Source organism: Streptomyces sp. NPDC024698 (assembly GCF_055559015.1).
Genome location: NZ_JBVHLK010000020.1, coordinates 90,714 through 106,603, shown reverse-complemented (window position 1 = coordinate 106,603; position 15,890 = coordinate 90,714). Strand labels below are relative to the sequence as shown.

Here is a 15,890-nt window from a genome sequence, read left to right as displayed (position 1 = left end):
CGGGTACGGCTGGACGTGTCCGCTACACATATCCGCGGTCGATCAAGGCGTAGAGATCGTCGTCGCTGCTCACGTCAGGGACCGGCTCCCTCACCGGCTCCACCGGCTCCCTCGGCTTCACCGGCTCCGCGGGGGCGGGGGCGGGGGGTTCCAGGCGGGAGAAGAGGTGGTCGGCGAGCGCCTGCGGCGTGGGGTAGCTGAAGGCGACGGTGGCCGGGAGCCGTACCGCGGCGGCCGCGTTGAGCCGGTTGCGCAGCTCCACCGCCGTCGAGGAGTCGAAGCCCAGGGCCTTGAAGCTCTCGCCCGCCCGCGCCTGGAGATCCGCGGGTGTCAGCGCCAGGCCCTTGGCGGCCAGCAGGGCGGCCGTCTCGGCGCACACCAGGGCGCGGGCCGCCGACGGCGAATCGGGGCCGGCCGTACGTGTGTCGGGGCCGGCCGCGGGCGCGGCGGGCCCGTTCGGGCCGGCGGGCGCGGTCAGCCAGTGGCGCAGGCGCTGGAAGGGATAGGTCGGCAGGCCGATCCGGCGGGTGCGGCCGGGGGTGAGGGCCGCCGTCCAGTCCACCGGGACACCGCGCACGTGCAGTTCTGCCAGCGACGCCAGGACCTTGCCGGCGCTCCCGTCGTGGCGGCTGAGGGTGCCCACCACCGCGGGCGGGACGGCCAGCGCGTCGGCGGCCTCCTCCATCGCCACCTGGAGCACGGGGTGCGGGCTGATCTCCACGTACACGCCGCCGCGTTCGCGCATCAGGTTCTCCACGACCTCGCCGAAGCGGACGGTCGAGCGCAGGTTGGCGTACCAGTAGTCGGCGTCGAGTCCGCGGGTGTCCAGCGGTGCGGCGGTGACGGTGGAGTGGAACTCCACGGCCGTCGTGCGCGCCGTGATGCCGGCGGCGGCCGACAGGACCTTCTCGCGGATGCGTTCGACCTGGTGGGAGTGGGAGGCGTACTCGATCCTGACGCGGCGGACGCGGACGCCGTCCTCGGCGGCCCGGGCGGCGAACTCCTCCAGTGCCGGGAGGTCTCCGGCGATCACCACGGAGGCCGGTCCGTTGACGGCGGCGACCGACAGCCGCCCCGACTGGTGCTCCAGGCGTTCCTCGACCCAGGTCAGGGGTGCGGCGACCGCGTTCAGCCCGCCCAGGCCCGCCAGTTCGGTCAGGGCCCGGCTGCGCAGGGCGACGATGCGTGCCGCGTCCTCCAGGCTGAGCGCGCCGGCCGCGCAGGCCGCGGCGATCTCTCCCTGGGAGTGTCCCACCACCACGTCGGGGACCACGCCCAGCGAGCGCCACAGTTCGGCGAGGGAGACCATCATCGCGAACAGCGCGGGCTGGACGACGGCGTCCCCGCGCTCCAGCGACGGCGCCGTCCCGGCCCCGGTGATCAGGTCCAGCAGGGACCAGTCGAGCCAGGGGGCAAGGGCCTTCGCGCAGGCGTCGACGGCGCGGGCGAAGACCGGGGACTGGGCGTACAGCTGCCGGCCCATGCCCAGCCACTGCGATCCCTGGCCGGGGAAGACGAAGACGACCGGTCCCGCGGGCCCGGTGGCCGTGCCGCGCACCGTCCGCGGGGCGGCGGTGCCGGCGGCCAGCGTCTCCAGGGCGGCCAGGGTCTCGTCGCGGTCGCCGGCCAGGACGACGGCCCGGTGCTCGAACAGCCGGCGGGTCGTGGCGAGCGCGTGGCCGATCGCCGGTGCCGGCAGGGAGGGGTCGGCGGTGACGAGGTCGTGCAGGCGGGCGGCCTGCCGGCGCAGGGCCTGTTCCGAGCGGGCGGACAGGATCCAGGGCACCGCCGTACCGGCGGCGAGCGCCGGGGTGGTGTCCCGGTGCGCGGCGGGCGGTTCGTCCTGCGGGGCGGGGGCCTGTTCGAGGACGACGTGGGCGTGGGTGCCGCCCATCCCGATCGAGGTGACCCCTGCCCGGCGGGGCCGGCCGGGTCGGTCCGGCCAGGGCCGCGCCGCGCGCGGGACGTCGAAGTCGTCGTGGAAGCCGGGGTCGGCGGGGGTGGTGAAGCCGGGGTTGGGGACCAGGTGGGCGCGGTCGAGGCAGAGTGCGGCCTTGACGAAGCCGGTGATGCCCGCGGCGGGCTCCAGGTGGCCGACGTTCGCCTTGACCGTGCCGATGGCCAGCGGGCGGCTGCGGCCGGCGGCGCGGAACACCTCGCGCAGGCCCGCCAGTTCGGCGGGGTCGCCGAGCCGGGTGCCGGTGCCGTGGGCCTCGACGTAGTCGACGTCCTCGAAGCCGATGCCCGCGCGGGCGACGGCGGACAGCACGGCCGCCGCCTGCCCGGTGGGGCTGGGGTCCGGCATCCGGGAGGAGGCGCCGGCGCTGTTGACGCCCCAGCCGCGGACCACCGCGTAGATGTGGTCGCCGTCGGCGACGGCGAGGTCGAGCCGTTTGAGGACGACGAACGCGCCGCCCTCGCCGCGGATGAAGCCGTTGGCCCGGGCGTCGAAGGGGAAGCAGCGGCCGTCGGGCGAGAGCGCGCCCAGATTCGCCAGGCCCGCGCCCGCCTCGGGGTCGACGATCAGGTGCACGCCGCCCGCGATCGCCGTGTCCACCGCTCCGCCGCGGATGCGTTCGCAGGTCAGTGCCAGTGACACCAGGGAGGAGGACTGGCCGGAGTCCGCGCACAGGCTCAGGCCGCGGACGTCGAACAGGTGCGAGATCCGGTTCGCGATCAGCGCGCCGCTGGAGCCGAGCGCCGCGTAGTGGTCGTCGCGGTCGCTGCCGGATGCTCGGCGCAGCAGGTCGTAGCCGGAGGGGGCGGCGCCGACCACGACGTCGACCTCGCGGCCGGCCAGGGCGCTCGCGGGCAGGCGGGCGTCCTCGACGGCCTCCCAGGCGAGCTCCAGGCCCAGGCGCTGCACGGGGTCCATGGCCGCCGCCTCGCCGGGCGCGATGTCGAAGAAGGCGGCGTCGAAACCGTCGACGGCATCCAGGAAGGAGCCGGAGCCCAGGGTGGCGGCGTCCGGGTGGGACCGGTACGTCGAGCGGGCGTCGTCGGCCCGCTGCCCGGGGAACGTGCCGATGGTCGACCGGCCCTCGCGCAGCAGGTCCCAGAACTCGGCGACGCCGTGCACACCGGGGAAGCGGCACGACATCCCGATCACGGCAATATCGGTGGCTGCGCCACTCATGAGTGTTCCTTCCGGTTCCTTCGGTGTACGGCGGGCACGGGCGGCGTCACGGGACGCACGGCCACCGCCGGTGCTGCGGGGCTCACGGCCGCCGGCGGTGGCAAGGGATTCACGGCGGCCGGCGGTGCTACGGGGCTCACGCCACGGGCGGGTGGGGCTCAGAGCCAGCGGGTGAGCAGCTTCGACAGTTCGTCGGGGGCGTTCATGAAGTCGTAGTGGCCGCCGCCGACCACCCGGAACTCGACGGAGTCGGCGTAGCGGCGCCAGCCGTGCAGGTCGCTCAGGGTCACGTCCAGGTCGTCCTGCCAGTGCAGGACGACGATGGGGCAGTCCACCGTGACCGGTGTCTGTCGCCGGTACTTCTTGGCGGCCGCGTGGTCGCGCAGCAGGACCATGAGGCCCAGGTCGATCATGTCGGGGCGCGGTTCGATGCCCCGGCCGCGGACGAACGCCTCGACCTCGTCGCGCAGTTGGTCCTCGGTCATGGTGAGCATCCGGTCGCGTCCGGCGTCGTGCGGGGCGACCTGGCCGGAGACGAACAGGCAGTCCGGTGTGGGCAGCCCGGCCTCGGCGAGGCGGAGCGCGGTCTCGTAGGCGGGCAGGGCGCCCGCGCAGTGCGCGAAGAACGCGAACGGCCGGTCGAGCAGGGGGGTGAGGGGTTCGACCAGGTCGGCGGCGAGGTTCTCGTAGGTGCCGTAGTGGGGGTGGCCGAGCCGGTTCTCGCGGCCGGGGAACTGCACCGGGCAGACCTCGATGTCCTCCAGCGCGGCCGGCCAGGCGCTGAAGGCGGAGGCGCCCGATCCGGAGAAGGGGAAGCAGAAGAGGCGGCCCTGGTGTCCGGTGGACGGCGGCCGGACGAACCACGGCGACGGGGCGAGTGCGGAGCCGGTTGTCATGGCGTCTTTCGTTTCTGCGTGACGATGGGGAGGTGGGTCATCCCGGCGATGAAGTAGGACCGCAGGTGCTGCGGTTCGCCGGCGGGCTCGATCGGTCCGCAGGCCTGGAGCAGTTCCTCGAAGAAGATCCGCAGGGTGAGCCGGGCCAGGGGCGCGCCGATGCAGAAGTGCGGCCCGAACCCGAACGCGACCTGCCGTTTGGCGTTGGGCCGGGTGATGTCGAAGGTGTGCGGGTCGGGGAAGAGGGAGGCGTCCCGGTTGGCCGAGCCGATCCAGGCGACGACCGCCGCGCGGGCCGGGATCGTGCCCCCGCCGATGGGGACGTCGTCCACGGCGTAGCGCATGAAGTTGCAGGCGGCCGAGGTCCAGCGCAGTCCTTCCTCGACCAGGTTCGGGATCAGGGTCGGGTCGGCCTGCGCCTTGTCGAACTGCTCGGGCCGCTCGATGAGGGCCTGCACGGTGCCCGAGACGGTGTGCGGTGTGGTGACGTTGGCGCCGAGCAGGATGCTGTAGCCGTCGAGGGCGATCTCCTCGTCGCTCAGCGGGGCGCCGCCCGCGCTGACGCTCATGAGGTGGGCGAGCAGGGTGTCGTCCGCGCCGCCGGCCGCGCGGCGCCGTTTGACCCACTGGGTGACGTAGTCGACCAGTTCGTGGTGGGAGATGGCCAGGGTGGCGGCCTCGTGGCCGACCATGAAGTGCGGGTCGCAGGGGGCTGTCACCATCGCGGTCAGCTGGACGAGTTCCTCCCAGTCCTTGGCGGGGATGCCCAGGAGCGGGCCGGTGACCATCGCCGGCAGGAGCAGGGCCCGTTCGGCGAGGTCGAAGGTCTCGCCGTCCAGGGCCGGCTCCAGGAAGCGCCGGATCGTCCCGCGGATGGAGTCCTCCCAGGACTTCACCGCGCGGGCGGTGAGCTTGGAGCCGAGCGGGCGGCGGACCTCGGTGTGCCGGGGCGGGTCGGTGGAGGTCAGCAGCCTGCCCGCCGCGGGGTCGTCGATCCCGACGTGGGTGGGGGTCGTGCCGCGTTCGGAGGTGAACTCGCGGTGGTCGCCGAGGACGCGGCAGACGTCCTCGTGCCGGGTCACCGACCAGAACTCCCGTCCGTCGGGCAGGACTTGATGGTGCAGCGGCGCCCTCTCCCGCATCACGTCCCAGACCCGGTGCGGATCGCCCGAGGTGTACAGGTCCAGGTCGAAGAGGTCGACGCCGTCGAGGTCGACGCCGTGCGCGGGACCCGGTGTCAGCCTCACGTCCCCGTCCTTGCCTGCTCGATCAGTTCGGCGACCCGGGTGGGGGTCTGCGCCAGGTAGAAGTCGCGGACGGACAGCTGGACGCCGTAGTCCCGCGCCACCTGCTCGATGATTTTGATGCCGGTGAGCGAATTGCCGCCGAGCACGAAGAAGTCGTCGTCCGGGCCGACTTCACGGTCACCGAAGTGCGCGGCCCACAGTGCGGAGACTTCCCCGACGAGCGAGGCCGGCGCACCGCAGGAAGCGGCCTCTCCTTCCGGTGTCCCGTCCTGTTCGTCCCGCTGGTCGATCACCTTCGGCGAAGATTTCATTTCCAGCCTTTCCTTCCTCTGTCGAACGGGAATTCCCGGGTGCCCGAAGTCACCGCGCTGCCACGGTAGATGGCCGGGGAAACGCCGGGCAAGAGATGACAGGGCGGGCCGTCCCGGCAGGAGCCGGCTGTCCTGCCGACGGGACGGACCGGTGTCTTCGCGGCCCTGCCCGGAGCATGCGGCGGACAGAATACGGACCGCCCGATGGGCTCAAGTCCGGCGCTTCGCCGCTTCGTTGCCTTGCCCGACCGGGAAGAAATATGGTGACGATCGGGTGGAACGCCCAGCGGTTTCCGGGCGCCTCGGACAATCCTGTGCTGGAGGAGATTTCCTTGCTGAAGTCGGAACGGCTCGCGGTACTGCCCATCGATTCGTACGACCTGGGCCCGGAACTGTCCATCGTGGACGAGCACGAATACGGCGGTGAATACGACACGTTCACCTTCGGGTCCTGGTCGTCCCATGTGCTGGCCAACGGCAGCGGCGCCGATTCCGACGTCGCTTTCCGTCCGCACGAGGGCAGCCTTTCCCTGACGGAACTGGGAAAGCGGCTGCCGAACGTCATGTCCCTGGTGGCCGCGCATTTCCCCCTGGACCGCCTCCAGTGGGTGCGGATCTTCGCGCTGCGCGAGGGGATCATCGCCCCGCACGTGGACTTCCTGGAGTGGGCGGAGCCGGGCCTGCGGGTGCAGGTTCCGCTGCGCACCAGCGAGGAGTCCCTGCACTCCGAGAACGACACCGTCTACCACATACGCCGCGGCGAGGTGTGGAAGATCCACTCGACCGATCCGCACTCCGCGCGCAGCACCGCCACGACGGCCCGGCTCTCCCTGTGCCTGGACTTCGCGGGATCCGAGGAGCCGCTGGCGATCCGGGGCGACATCCCCGCCACCCAGCCGGTCCTGCTGCCCGAGCGGCCCGAGGTCGGGGAGGCGGAGCTGGAGGAACTCATCGGCTCCGGGCGCCACTTCACGCCCGAGACGATGCGGGCGGCCTTCCGTCCGTTCGCCGCGCTCCACTTCGAGCGGCGCGCGCACGCCACCGCGGCGTTCGACTGGTATCTGGAGGCCGCGCGGCGCACCGGCGACGGGGACATCGTCGCCAAGGCGCAGGCCTTCCGCACGTACTGCATCGAGAAGCGGGGCGACGGCGAGGCGTTCGTCTGGTGAGAGCTCCTGCCGCGCACTGACGGCGGGCCGGGATCCGGGGCGGTGCCCTGGATCCCGGCCCGTCGCCGTACCCGTACGAACGCCGATGGCCGGGGGGTGCGCCGCACGTGGCGGCGCGCCCCTCGGCCGGTGCGGGCGGGTCATCCCTTGGTGGTGCCCGCGCGCAGCCGCTCGATCATGTGCCGGGTCGTCTCGATGGGGCTCTCCTCGGGCAGGTCCCGGGTGCGCGAGGGCAGTGCCGCGTTGAGCTTGGTGACGTGGTCGTTCCAGTCCTCCTGGCCGGCGAAGGGGATCGTCTCGCCGTCCTGGTAGGTGGGGAACGGGCGGTAGTTGTTCAGGCCGGCCGCGTCGGTCCCGCGTACCAGCAGCGGGTCGAGGTAGATGCCCTCGCTGTGGATGCGGGTGGTCGTGGCGATGTAGCCGATGTCCAGACCGCAGCGCCGCTTGGCGGAGGTGTTCGCCTCCGAGTGGTGCAGCAGGTGGGGGTGGTGGATGGAGACGTCGCCGGGCTGGAGCTCGATGTCCACGACACCGGCCTTGTCGATCCACTCCCGCACGATGGTCTCGTCGGAGGCGGAGAAGAGCATGTTGTCCGTGTCGGTGCGCGACGACGGCTTGTGCAGGGGCAGTCGGTGGCTGCCGGGGATCATGCGCAGGCAGCCGTTGTGCGTGGTGCTCTCGTCGACGGCCAGCCACACCGTCAGTGCCTCCATCGGGCTGAGCGTCCAGTAGGCGCCGTCCTGGTGCCACAGCACGGGCTGTCCGTTGTAGGGGGGCTTGCAGATGTAGTGGGCGGTGAAGCACGCCAGGTCGGGGCCGAGGAAGAACTCCGCGATGTCCACGAGGCGGGGGTCGGAGACCAGGCGGGCCCAGAAGGCGTCGTTGCGGATCAGCGGGTGGTGGAAGTGCTCGGGACGCAGATCCGGGTATTTCCGGGTGAGCCAGTCGACATGGGCGGCCGCCTCCTCCAGGACCTCCGGGGGAATGACATTGCGGATGATGGAGAAGCCCTGCTCGGCGTATTCCTTCGCCGCCTTCTCCAGTACGCCTTCGTCAAGTGTGGTCATGCGTCAACTCCTTCTCGGGTGTCGGATACCGCTTGCCGCGCGGAAAAGGCGTGGAGCCGTCTCGGCGTACCGTCCGCCGGCTCCGCGCATTCGGCGCGGGCCGTGCGCAGGTGGTCGAATGGAGGGTCGACGCGGCATCGCCCTGATATGCGGCCGCTCATCATCCGGGCGGGCGGGCCGCGAAAGGGGCTTCGCTGCCCGGCTGTTCACGGGGTGACGGCTGCCGGTCGCGGCGGCGGTCCCCGGGGCTTCTCACGGCTCGCCCAGCAGTTCCATACTCTTCTCCGCCGCCCGAGAGGGTGTCAATGTCTCGCGGAACTCGAGGCTTTCTCGATGACGTACCGCGTTTCGGGCGGGGCGGGCCGGTCCGGAGGCCGGTCCGCTCTGTCCCGCTGACGGGACGGCGTGCGCGACACCCCCCATTTTTTTCCGGTGCGTGGGAACAGCGGGAATCGACCCCTTCTCCAGTCATCGTCCTTCAGCGTTCGAGGGGGGCCACATATGTTCTTGAGACCCGACGAGGCGGCATTCAACCGACACCGGCTCAGGGCTGATCTGTCCGGCGGACGAGGATGACGTGACTATGTCCAAACAACCAGGGCCGTTCCGGCTGAGTGTCACCGACCTGCACGCGTCGGTCGACGATCCCGCGCTCACTTCCATGACGCTGCTCAACGAACTCGCGGGACGGTATCCGGACGCGGTGTCGTTCTCCGCGGGGCGCCCGTTCGAGGGCTTCTACGACGTCGATGACCTCGCCCGTCATCTGGCGACGTTCCGCGGCTATCTGGAGGGCGAGAAGGGCCTGGCCGCGGAGCAGATGCGGCGCACGTTCTTCCAGTACGGGCGCACGAAGGGGTTCATCCACGAGCTCATCGCCCGTCAGCTGGAGGTCGACGAGGGCCTGAGGGTCGACCCGGAGAGCATCGTGGTGACCACCGGCTGCCAGGAGGCGATGGTGCTGCTGCTGCGCGCCCTCGTCCGGGACGCGCGTGACGTGATCCTCGCCGCCACCCCCAACTACGTCGGGTTCATCGGCGCGGCCCGGGTGGCCGGCGCGCCGGTGCGCTGCGTGCGCGAGCACGAGGGGGGCATCGATCTGGAGGACCTGGAGCGGCAGATACGGGCGGCGCGGCGCGAGGGGCTGCGGCCGCGTGCCTGTTACGTCGTCCCCGACTTCGCCAACCCCAGTGGCGCGAGCATGTCCCTGGCGGACCGGATCGCCCTGCTGGAGCTGGCCAGGCGGGAGCGGATCCTCGTCGTCGAGGACAACCCGTACTCCCTCTTCCGTGCGGACGGTTCCTCGCTGCCCATGCTCAAGGCCCTGGACGAGCGGCATCAGGTGATCCACCTCGGGTCGTTCGCGAAGTCCGCGTTCGCCGGTGCCCGCGTGGGCTACGTGATCGCGGACCAGCCGGTGACGGCGGCGGGCGACGGGCAAAAGGAGCCGGTGCTGCTCGCCGACCTGCTCGCCCGGCTCAAGTCCATGGTCACGCTCAACACCTCGACGGTGGCGCAGGCGGTGATCGGCGGGTACCTGCTGGAGAACGGTTGCAGTCTCAAGCGGGCCACCGCCCGCGAGGCCGAGGTCTACCGCCGCAACCTCGCGACCCTGCTGGAGCGTCTGCGCTGCGTGTTCGCGCCGGTGCCGGGCGCCGGGCAGGACGTCTCGTGGAACACGCCCGAGGGCGGGATGTTCGTCGTCCTGAGCCTGCCGTTCCGGGCGGACGACGCCATGCTGGAGTACTCGGCGTCCCGGTTCGGGGTCCTGTGGACGCCCATGGACCACTTCTACGGTGGCACGTCCGGGTTCCACCAGGCCCGGCTCTCCTTCAGCGTGCTCACCCCCGAGCAGATCGCCCTGGGCGTCGAGCGCCTCGGCGAACTCGTCCAGGACCAGCGCACCCGCCACCTGCCCGGCCTCGCGCACACGGGGGCCGGCCGGCTGCTGGAGCCGCAGAGCGCCTGACCCCTGCCGCGGGCTTGCTGCCGGAGAGGACCCGGCACGATCGGAGACCGGAATCACGCAGCAGAAGCCGCAGGACTCCCCTCTCGCCTTGCGGGGGCGAGGTGCTCGCCCTGGCGAACGGGCGCGTGGGCTCCGCAGGGTCGGAAGCGGGCGAGGTATGCCGGGCTCGGGCCGCGGCGCTCGGTCAGGTGGAGGCCGGCGGCGTCGGCGAGCCGGTGCAGCCGGCCGAAGGGGATCCAGTGCCGGTCGAAGAACTCGCCGATCACCAGCCGCCCGCCCGGTGCCAGCACCCGTGCCGCCTCGCGCAGTACCCGTTCCGGCTCGGGGATCTCGCCGAGCGCGGTCACGGCGTATACGGCGTCGAATGTCCCGTCGGCGTAGGGCAGTTCACGTGCGTCCGAGCGGGTGGGCCTGATCGTCGCCAGGCCGTCGCGCTCGGCGCGGCACATCACGTGGTCGAGCATCTCCTGCTGGATGTCGAGCACATCGAGCCGTCCCTCCGGCCCGAGCTGCGGGGCGACGTGCAGCGACTGCAGTCCGGTCCCCGGGCCGATCTCCAGGATCCGCTCCCCCGGCCGCGGTTGCAGTACGGCGTCCATACGGTCGGCCGTCAGGAACGGCAACGGCACGCCGAGGAGGCCGCGTTGGGCGTACGGATAGGGCGCCGTGTCGCCCAGCCACCAGGCGGCGGCCAACGCGGCGCCCGCGCCGGCGGCGACCGCCCAGCGGGTCCGGGACGGGATCGGGGCGAGCGGGGCGGTGGTGATGCGGTGCATGGTGTTCTCCGGTGGATCGATTCGGTCGTGGCATGTGGCCGGGCGGTCGGTGTCACGCGGGCCGGCTCAGCGCCCGCAGCGCCAACCGGCCGCACAGCGCGGCGAGCGGCAGCTCGGCGCCGAGCGCCATGGCGACCGCGGTGGCGAAGTCGCCGCCCGGGGCCGCGGTCGCGGTGTCGAACCAGGCGTCCACCACAAGCAGCGTCGCGGTCGCGGCGGCCGCCAGGGAGTGCCGCCGGTCACCGCGGGCGGCGAGGAGGCCGGTGGCGATCAGGCCGAGCGCCTCCAGCGCGTCGAGCCCGACCCAGGCGACCGGCCAGTGCGCCGCGGTCGCGGTGGCCGGCAGGCCGGTGGCCAGCGCGTACAGCCACGGCAGCAGAGCGAGCCCGCAGGCGACCAGCAGGCACCCGGCCCGCCGCATGCCCCGCGCCGGGCGCGGCTCCTCCGCCTCTTCGTGGAGCGGGATGACCTCGGCGCGGTCGAAGCCCTCGGCACCGGCCAATTCGTCATTGCACAAATCCAGTTGACGCATCGTCTTACCCCGTTCCCCGCCGGCTCTCCCCTTCACGTGCTCAACCCTCCGCCGCACACCAGGGCGCCGTCAGTCACGCAGGGTTCCGACCCGGGGTGGAGAAAAGTGCACCCCCGAACCGGGCGGCAGCGTCATGGCACGGGGATGGCCTGCGGCTTTACCGTTTGACGCATGCAACTCACGACGTGGCTGCGGCTGGTGCCGGGCCGGCCGTTCCGCAGGGCTGGACACCGGACCGCGCTCGTCGCCGCGGGCCTGCCGCTCCACCTCGCCGTGGTGCCACTGTGGCTCTGGCTGCTCGGCACGATGGCGGCGTTGGTGCCGGCCGCGACTGCGCTGCCCGTGCTGCTCGCGCTCGGGGCGCTGCCCGTGCTGTTCACGCTCGCGGTGACACCCCTGCTGACCGTCGGGCAGCGGCGGCGTTACCGGGCGCTCGTCGGCAAGGACCTCCCGCGCCCCGCCGTACCCGGGCCGGGACGCAACGGGAAGCCGGCCGTGCGCCGGCTGACCACGCGGGCCTGGTGGCGGCAGGTCTGCTACCACGCCGTGGCGGGTCCACTGCTCGCCGTCCTGGACCTCGCCGTCCTCGCCGTCTGGGCCGTCGCTCTCGTGGCCGCCTCCATCTACGTGTGGATCTGGGCGCTGCCCCCGCAGTGGCGGGTCACCGATGTCGGGTACACCACGCAGGCCGCGTACATCACCGCCGGTGGTCTCGCCCTGCTGTTCCTCGGGCCCCGGCTGACCGGCGCTCTGGTGCGGCTGGAGACCCGGGCGGCCGAGGTCCTGCTCGGCCCCAGCCGTACGGAGAAGCTGTCCCGCCGGGTCGCCGACCTCGCCGAGAGCCGGGCCGGCGTGCTCGACGCCGCCGACGCCGAGCGGCGGCGGATCGAGCGCGACCTGCACGACGGCGTACAGCAGCGCCTCGTCTCGCTCGCCGTCAACCTGGGCCTGGCCAGGGCCACCCTCGGCGACCTGCCGGCGGACGCCCGCAAGGTGATCGACGAGGCGCACCGCGAGGCGAAGGAGGCGATCGCCGAGCTGAACAACCTGGTGCGCGGCCTGCATCCGGCCGTCCTCGAGGACCGCGGCCTCGACGCCGCGCTGTCCGGGGTCGCCGCCCGCCTCCCGATCCCGGTGCGCGTGGCGGTGGACCTGCCGCGGCGCCCCTCACCCACGGTCGAGGCCGTCGCGTACTTCGTGGTCTCCGAAGCCCTGACGAACGTGGTCAAACACGCCCAGGCGACCCGGGCGGACGTGACCGTGGAGCGGATCGGGGAGACACTTCTGGTGGTCGTCGCGGACGACGGCGCGGGCGGCGCGGATCTCGCGGCGGCCGGCGGTGGCACCGGGCTCGTCGGGCTCGCCAAGCGCGTCGCGTCCGTCGACGGCGCGTTCTCCTGCCGCAGCCCCGCCGGGGGCCCGACCGTCATCACCGTGGAGCTGCCGTGCGCGCCGTGATCGCCGAGGATTCCCTCTTGCTGCGCATCGGCGTGGTCAAGGTGCTGGAGGCGGCCGGCTTCGAGATGTGCGCGCAGGCCACCGACGCAGAAGGGCTGCTGGCAGCGGTCGAGGAGCACCGGCCCGACATCGCCGTGGTCGACGTGCGCATGCCGCCCGGCTTCACCGACGAGGGAGTGCGCGCCGCGCTGGTGATCCGCCGCCAGTACCCGCGTACCGCCGTGCTCCTGCTGTCGCAGTACGTGGAGGAGCGGTACGCCGCCGATCTGCTCGCCGCCAACACCTCGGGCGTCGGCTATCTGCTCAAGCAACGGGTCGCCGACGTCGAGGAGTTCACCGAGGCGGTACGCCGGGTGGCGGCCGGCGGCACCGCGCTCGACCCGCAGGTCGTCGCGCAGCTGCTGGTGCGCCGGCACAGCGATCCGCTCGACCGGCTGACACCGCGCGAGCGGGAGGTGCTGGAGCTGATGGCGGGCGGCCGGTCCAACTCCGGCGTCGCCGCCGAGCTGGTCGTGAGCGAGAGCGCGGTCGCCAAGCACATCAACAGCATCTTCACCAAGCTCGACCTGCCCCAGGCCGACGCCGACCACCGCCGCGTCCTGGCGGTGCTGCGCTTCCTGGGCGTCGCGACCGCATAGTGCGCGATCACGCCCGCATGCCCGGTCGACAACGGTGCTGAGCAGCACTGAGTGGGGAATGCGGCGCCCTTCGGACAGGTGCTCTCCACCAGTCGGAGCCGGGGAGGACGGGCCTGCCTAGTCGCCGAGGATGCGTTCCCACAGCAGTGCGTCCCGCCAGCTCCCGTCGAGGAGGATGGAGGAGTGTGCGACGCCGTACGGGCTGAACCCGTTGCGGCGCAGCACCCGTTGCGAGGGCAGGTTCTCCAACTGGGTGGACGCCTCGGCGCGGTGCAGTTCGAGTTCGTCCGTCATCACCCCGAGGACGAGCCCGACGGCCCGCCCGGCGTGCCCCTGGTTCTGGGCGGCGCCGGCGATCCAGTATCCGAGGGAGCCGCGGCGCAGGTGCGGCTGCGGCAGGATGCCGCCGACGGTGACCTGCCCGATCACCTGATCGCCGGCGAGCACCACGCCCGGCCAGACCGAACCGGCCCGGTGTCCGGCCAGCAGGCGGTCGATCCGCTCCGCCTGGCCCTGCGGGGTGAAGAAGCCGGCCGGCTGCGCCGGTTCCCACAGCCGGAACGCCTCGACGTCGCGGGCCCGGTGGGCGGCGATCGCGGCGGCGTCGGCGGGCTCGATCAGGCGGATCCTGGTACTGCCGGTCATGAACTGGACCTCGTGGCGGTGTGTCGGACTGGACGGCCAACCTACGCGGGCCTCGTGGCGGTGCGTCGGACTGGACGGCCAACCTACGCGGAGAGGCCGGGCGGCGAGCCCCGTGGGGTGTGCGGCAGCGTGAAGCCGCCCCGGTGGCGTGTGTCGCCGGGGCGGCTCGGGTGGGGGCTTGCCGGTGATCAGGCTCGCTTCTTGAACGTGGACAGTGCCCAGACGTAGCCGAGGACGGCGAAGCCGACGCACCAGGCGATGGCCGCGGTCGCGTCGCCGCTGGAGACGTGGCCGGCCAGCAGGCCGCGCAGTGTCTCGATGATCGGGGTGAAGGGCTGGTACTGGGCGAACTGCTTGACGCCGGCGCCCATCGTGTCCGCGGGGACGAACGCGCTGCTGAGGAACGGCAGCATGATCAGGGGCACGGTGGCCAGGCCGGCCGACTCGGTGGTCTTGGCGGCCAGGCCCATGGCGACGGTGAGCCAGCTGGTGCCGACCGACAGGAGCACGAACAGGCCGAGGACGCCGAGCCAGTCCAGGGCGCTCGCCTTGGGGTCGAAGCCCATCGCGAAGGCCACGCCGACGATGGCGGCGGAGGCCACCAGGCAGCGCACGGTGGTGACGACGACGTGTCCGGTGAGCATGGCGCCGCGGGAGACGTCCATGGTCTTGAACCGGTTGATGATGCCCTTGGTCATGTCGTCGTTCACGGCCGTCGCGGTGGCCCCCAGGCCGTAGCTGACGGCCATCACGAGCAGGCCCGGCGTCGCGTAGTCGATGTAGTGCTGGCCGACGCTGAAGGCGCCGCCGAACACCTTGACGAACATCAGCATGATGACGATCGGGAACAGGACCGCGTTGAACATCGTGGTGGGGTTGCGCAGGGTGTGCTTCACGTTGCGGCGCAACATGATGCTCGAGTCGGCGAACGCCGTCGCGACCGTGCTCATCGCGCGATCGCCTCCTTCTTCTTGCTCGTGTCCTCGGCCGCCTCGGTGTCCTTGCCGGTGTGCTCGGTCAGGGCGAGGAAGACGTCGTCGAGGTCGGGGGTGTGCACGGAGAATTCCTGTGCGTCGAGGGTGTGTTCGTCGAGGCGGTCCAGCAGGGCCCGCAGCGACCTGGACCGGCCGTCGCTGGGCACCCGCAGGGTCAGCTCCTCCTCGTCGCGCGTGGCGCCGGCGAAGATCCGCGCGGCGCCGTCGAGCTGGAGGGTGTCGGCGAACCGGAGCCGTACGTGGGTGCCGGGGATCTGGCGCTTGAGTTCGTCGGCCGTGCCCTGGGCGACCAGGCGGCCCTGGTTGAGGACGGCGATGCGGTCGGCGAGCTGGTCGGCCTCCTCCAGGTACTGGGTGGTGAGGAAGATGGTGGTGCCCTCGGCCACCAGCTCGCGGACGATCCCCCACAGGGTGCGCCGGCTGCGCGGGTCCAGACCCGTGGTCGGCTCGTCGAGGAAGATGATCTGCGGGCTGCCGACGAGGGTCATCGCCAGGTCCAGCTTGCGGCGCATACCGCCGGAGTAGGTCGAGGCGAGCTTGTCCGCCGACTCCCCCAGGTCGAACCGCTCCAGCAGCCGGGCGACCACCTTGTCGGCGGATCGCACGCGCTTGAGGTCCGCCATCAGTTGCAGGTTCTCGCGGCCCGACAGCAGATCGTCCACCGCTGCGAACTGGCCGGTCACACCGATGGCGGCGCGTACCTCCTTGGTCGCGGTCGCCACGTCGTGCCCGGCGACGCGCACCGTGCCCGCGTCGGCGGTGAGCAGCGTCGTGAGGACGTTGACGGTGGTCGTCTTGCCCGCTCCGTTGGGACCGAGCAGGGAGAAGACCGATCCGGCGGCGACTTCGAAGTCGATGCCGTCGAGCACGGCCTTGTCGCCATATGCCTTGCGCAGCCCTGTCACTGCGATAGCGGAACTCTTCATGCCCCCACTGTCGGGCCGGGCGCTGACAAGGTCCTGTCACACCCCTGACACGGTCCTCGAGTCCTCCTCGACGCCGCGGATTCCCGTACCCGGAAGCGGAATCCGGGACGGGCGCGGGGCGGGAG

At 72.1% G+C, this 15,890-nt stretch carries 14 protein-coding genes; 4 read left to right on the top strand and 10 right to left on the bottom strand.

Going from position 1 to position 15,890, the window contains the following annotated elements; genetic code table 11:
* Positions 1-22 precede the first annotated feature (22 nt).
* The 4 genes from ACZ4AA_RS31200 to ACZ4AA_RS31185 all read right to left on the bottom strand — a co-directional run bounded on the left by ACZ4AA_RS31200 (position 23) and on the right by ACZ4AA_RS31185 (position 5,590).
* A complete protein-coding gene (locus ACZ4AA_RS31200) occupies positions 23-3,136 on the bottom strand; it encodes a type I polyketide synthase (protein WP_467610151.1) in 3,114 nt (1,037 codons plus the stop codon).
* Positions 3,137-3,294: 158 nt separating this feature from the next.
* A complete protein-coding gene (locus tag ACZ4AA_RS31195) occupies positions 3,295-4,032 on the bottom strand; it encodes a thioesterase II family protein (RefSeq protein ID WP_467610149.1) in 738 nt (245 codons plus the stop codon).
* On the bottom strand, positions 4,029-5,279 hold the full coding sequence (locus ACZ4AA_RS31190; protein ID WP_467610146.1) for a cytochrome P450: 1,251 nt from the start codon (positions 5,277-5,279) through the stop codon (positions 4,029-4,031). Before ACZ4AA_RS31190 ends, ACZ4AA_RS31195 begins: the two co-directional genes overlap by 4 nt.
* Positions 5,276-5,590, bottom strand: coding sequence for a phosphopantetheine-binding protein (locus ACZ4AA_RS31185; protein ID WP_467610144.1), 315 nt, complete (start codon positions 5,588-5,590; stop codon positions 5,276-5,278). The genes ACZ4AA_RS31190 and ACZ4AA_RS31185 overlap by 4 nt, the downstream gene beginning before the upstream one ends.
* 332 nt (positions 5,591-5,922) lie before the next feature.
* On the opposite strand from ACZ4AA_RS31185, the gene ACZ4AA_RS31180 reads away from it, so the two are divergent.
* Positions 5,923-6,759 (top strand): putative nonproteinogenic amino acid hydroxylase, encoded by an 837-nt coding sequence (locus tag ACZ4AA_RS31180; protein WP_467610142.1) that lies wholly within the window; start codon positions 5,923-5,925, stop codon positions 6,757-6,759.
* Positions 6,760-6,899: 140 nt separating this feature from the next.
* On the opposite strand, the gene ACZ4AA_RS31175 is transcribed toward ACZ4AA_RS31180, so the two are convergent.
* Positions 6,900-7,826 carry a phytanoyl-CoA dioxygenase family protein gene (locus ACZ4AA_RS31175; protein ID WP_467610139.1) on the bottom strand — a complete coding sequence of 309 codons (927 nt, stop codon included), beginning with the start codon at positions 7,824-7,826 and terminating at the stop codon, positions 6,900-6,902.
* A gap of 583 nt (positions 7,827-8,409) precedes the next feature.
* On the opposite strand from ACZ4AA_RS31175, the gene ACZ4AA_RS31170 reads away from it, so the two are divergent.
* The gene (locus ACZ4AA_RS31170; protein ID WP_467610137.1) at positions 8,410-9,795 is read left to right on the top strand and encodes an aminotransferase-like domain-containing protein; all 1,386 of its coding nucleotides are present in this window, start codon (positions 8,410-8,412) and stop codon (positions 9,793-9,795) included.
* A gap of 53 nt (positions 9,796-9,848) precedes the next feature.
* Here the strand turns inward: ACZ4AA_RS31170 and ACZ4AA_RS31165 are convergent, their stop codons facing one another.
* Together ACZ4AA_RS31165 and ACZ4AA_RS31160 are read right to left on the bottom strand one after the other, a co-directional pair.
* Complete coding sequence (locus ACZ4AA_RS31165) at positions 9,849-10,571, bottom strand: class I SAM-dependent methyltransferase (RefSeq protein ID WP_467610135.1); 723 nt, start codon at positions 10,569-10,571, stop codon at positions 9,849-9,851.
* Positions 10,572-10,623: 52 nt separating this feature from the next.
* Positions 10,624-11,139, bottom strand: coding sequence for a hypothetical protein (locus ACZ4AA_RS31160; RefSeq protein WP_467610133.1), 516 nt, complete (start codon positions 11,137-11,139; stop codon positions 10,624-10,626).
* Between the two features lie 135 nt (positions 11,140-11,274).
* Between ACZ4AA_RS31160 and ACZ4AA_RS31155 the strand changes: the two genes are divergently transcribed.
* Positions 11,275-12,561, top strand: a complete 1,287-nt coding sequence (locus ACZ4AA_RS31155) for a sensor histidine kinase (RefSeq protein WP_467610130.1) — start codon at positions 11,275-11,277, stop codon at positions 12,559-12,561.
* Positions 12,549-13,199, top strand: a complete 651-nt coding sequence (locus ACZ4AA_RS31150; RefSeq protein WP_467610128.1) for a response regulator transcription factor — start codon at positions 12,549-12,551, stop codon at positions 13,197-13,199. Before ACZ4AA_RS31155 ends, ACZ4AA_RS31150 begins: the two co-directional genes overlap by 13 nt.
* A gap of 117 nt (positions 13,200-13,316) precedes the next feature.
* Here the strand turns inward: ACZ4AA_RS31150 and ACZ4AA_RS31145 are convergent, their stop codons facing one another.
* The 3 genes from ACZ4AA_RS31145 to ACZ4AA_RS31135 form a co-directional block, all read right to left on the bottom strand.
* The gene (locus ACZ4AA_RS31145; RefSeq protein WP_467610125.1) at positions 13,317-13,844 is read right to left on the bottom strand and encodes a GNAT family N-acetyltransferase; all 528 of its coding nucleotides are present in this window, start codon (positions 13,842-13,844) and stop codon (positions 13,317-13,319) included.
* A 188-nt stretch (positions 13,845-14,032) separates the two neighbouring features.
* Positions 14,033-14,794 (bottom strand): ABC transporter permease, encoded by a 762-nt coding sequence (locus ACZ4AA_RS31140; RefSeq protein ID WP_467610123.1) that lies wholly within the window; start codon positions 14,792-14,794, stop codon positions 14,033-14,035.
* Positions 14,791-15,765 carry an ATP-binding cassette domain-containing protein gene (locus ACZ4AA_RS31135; protein ID WP_467610120.1) on the bottom strand — a complete coding sequence of 325 codons (975 nt, stop codon included), beginning with the start codon at positions 15,763-15,765 and terminating at the stop codon, positions 14,791-14,793. The genes ACZ4AA_RS31140 and ACZ4AA_RS31135 overlap by 4 nt, the downstream gene beginning before the upstream one ends.
* Between the last annotated feature and the right edge of the window lie 125 nt (positions 15,766-15,890).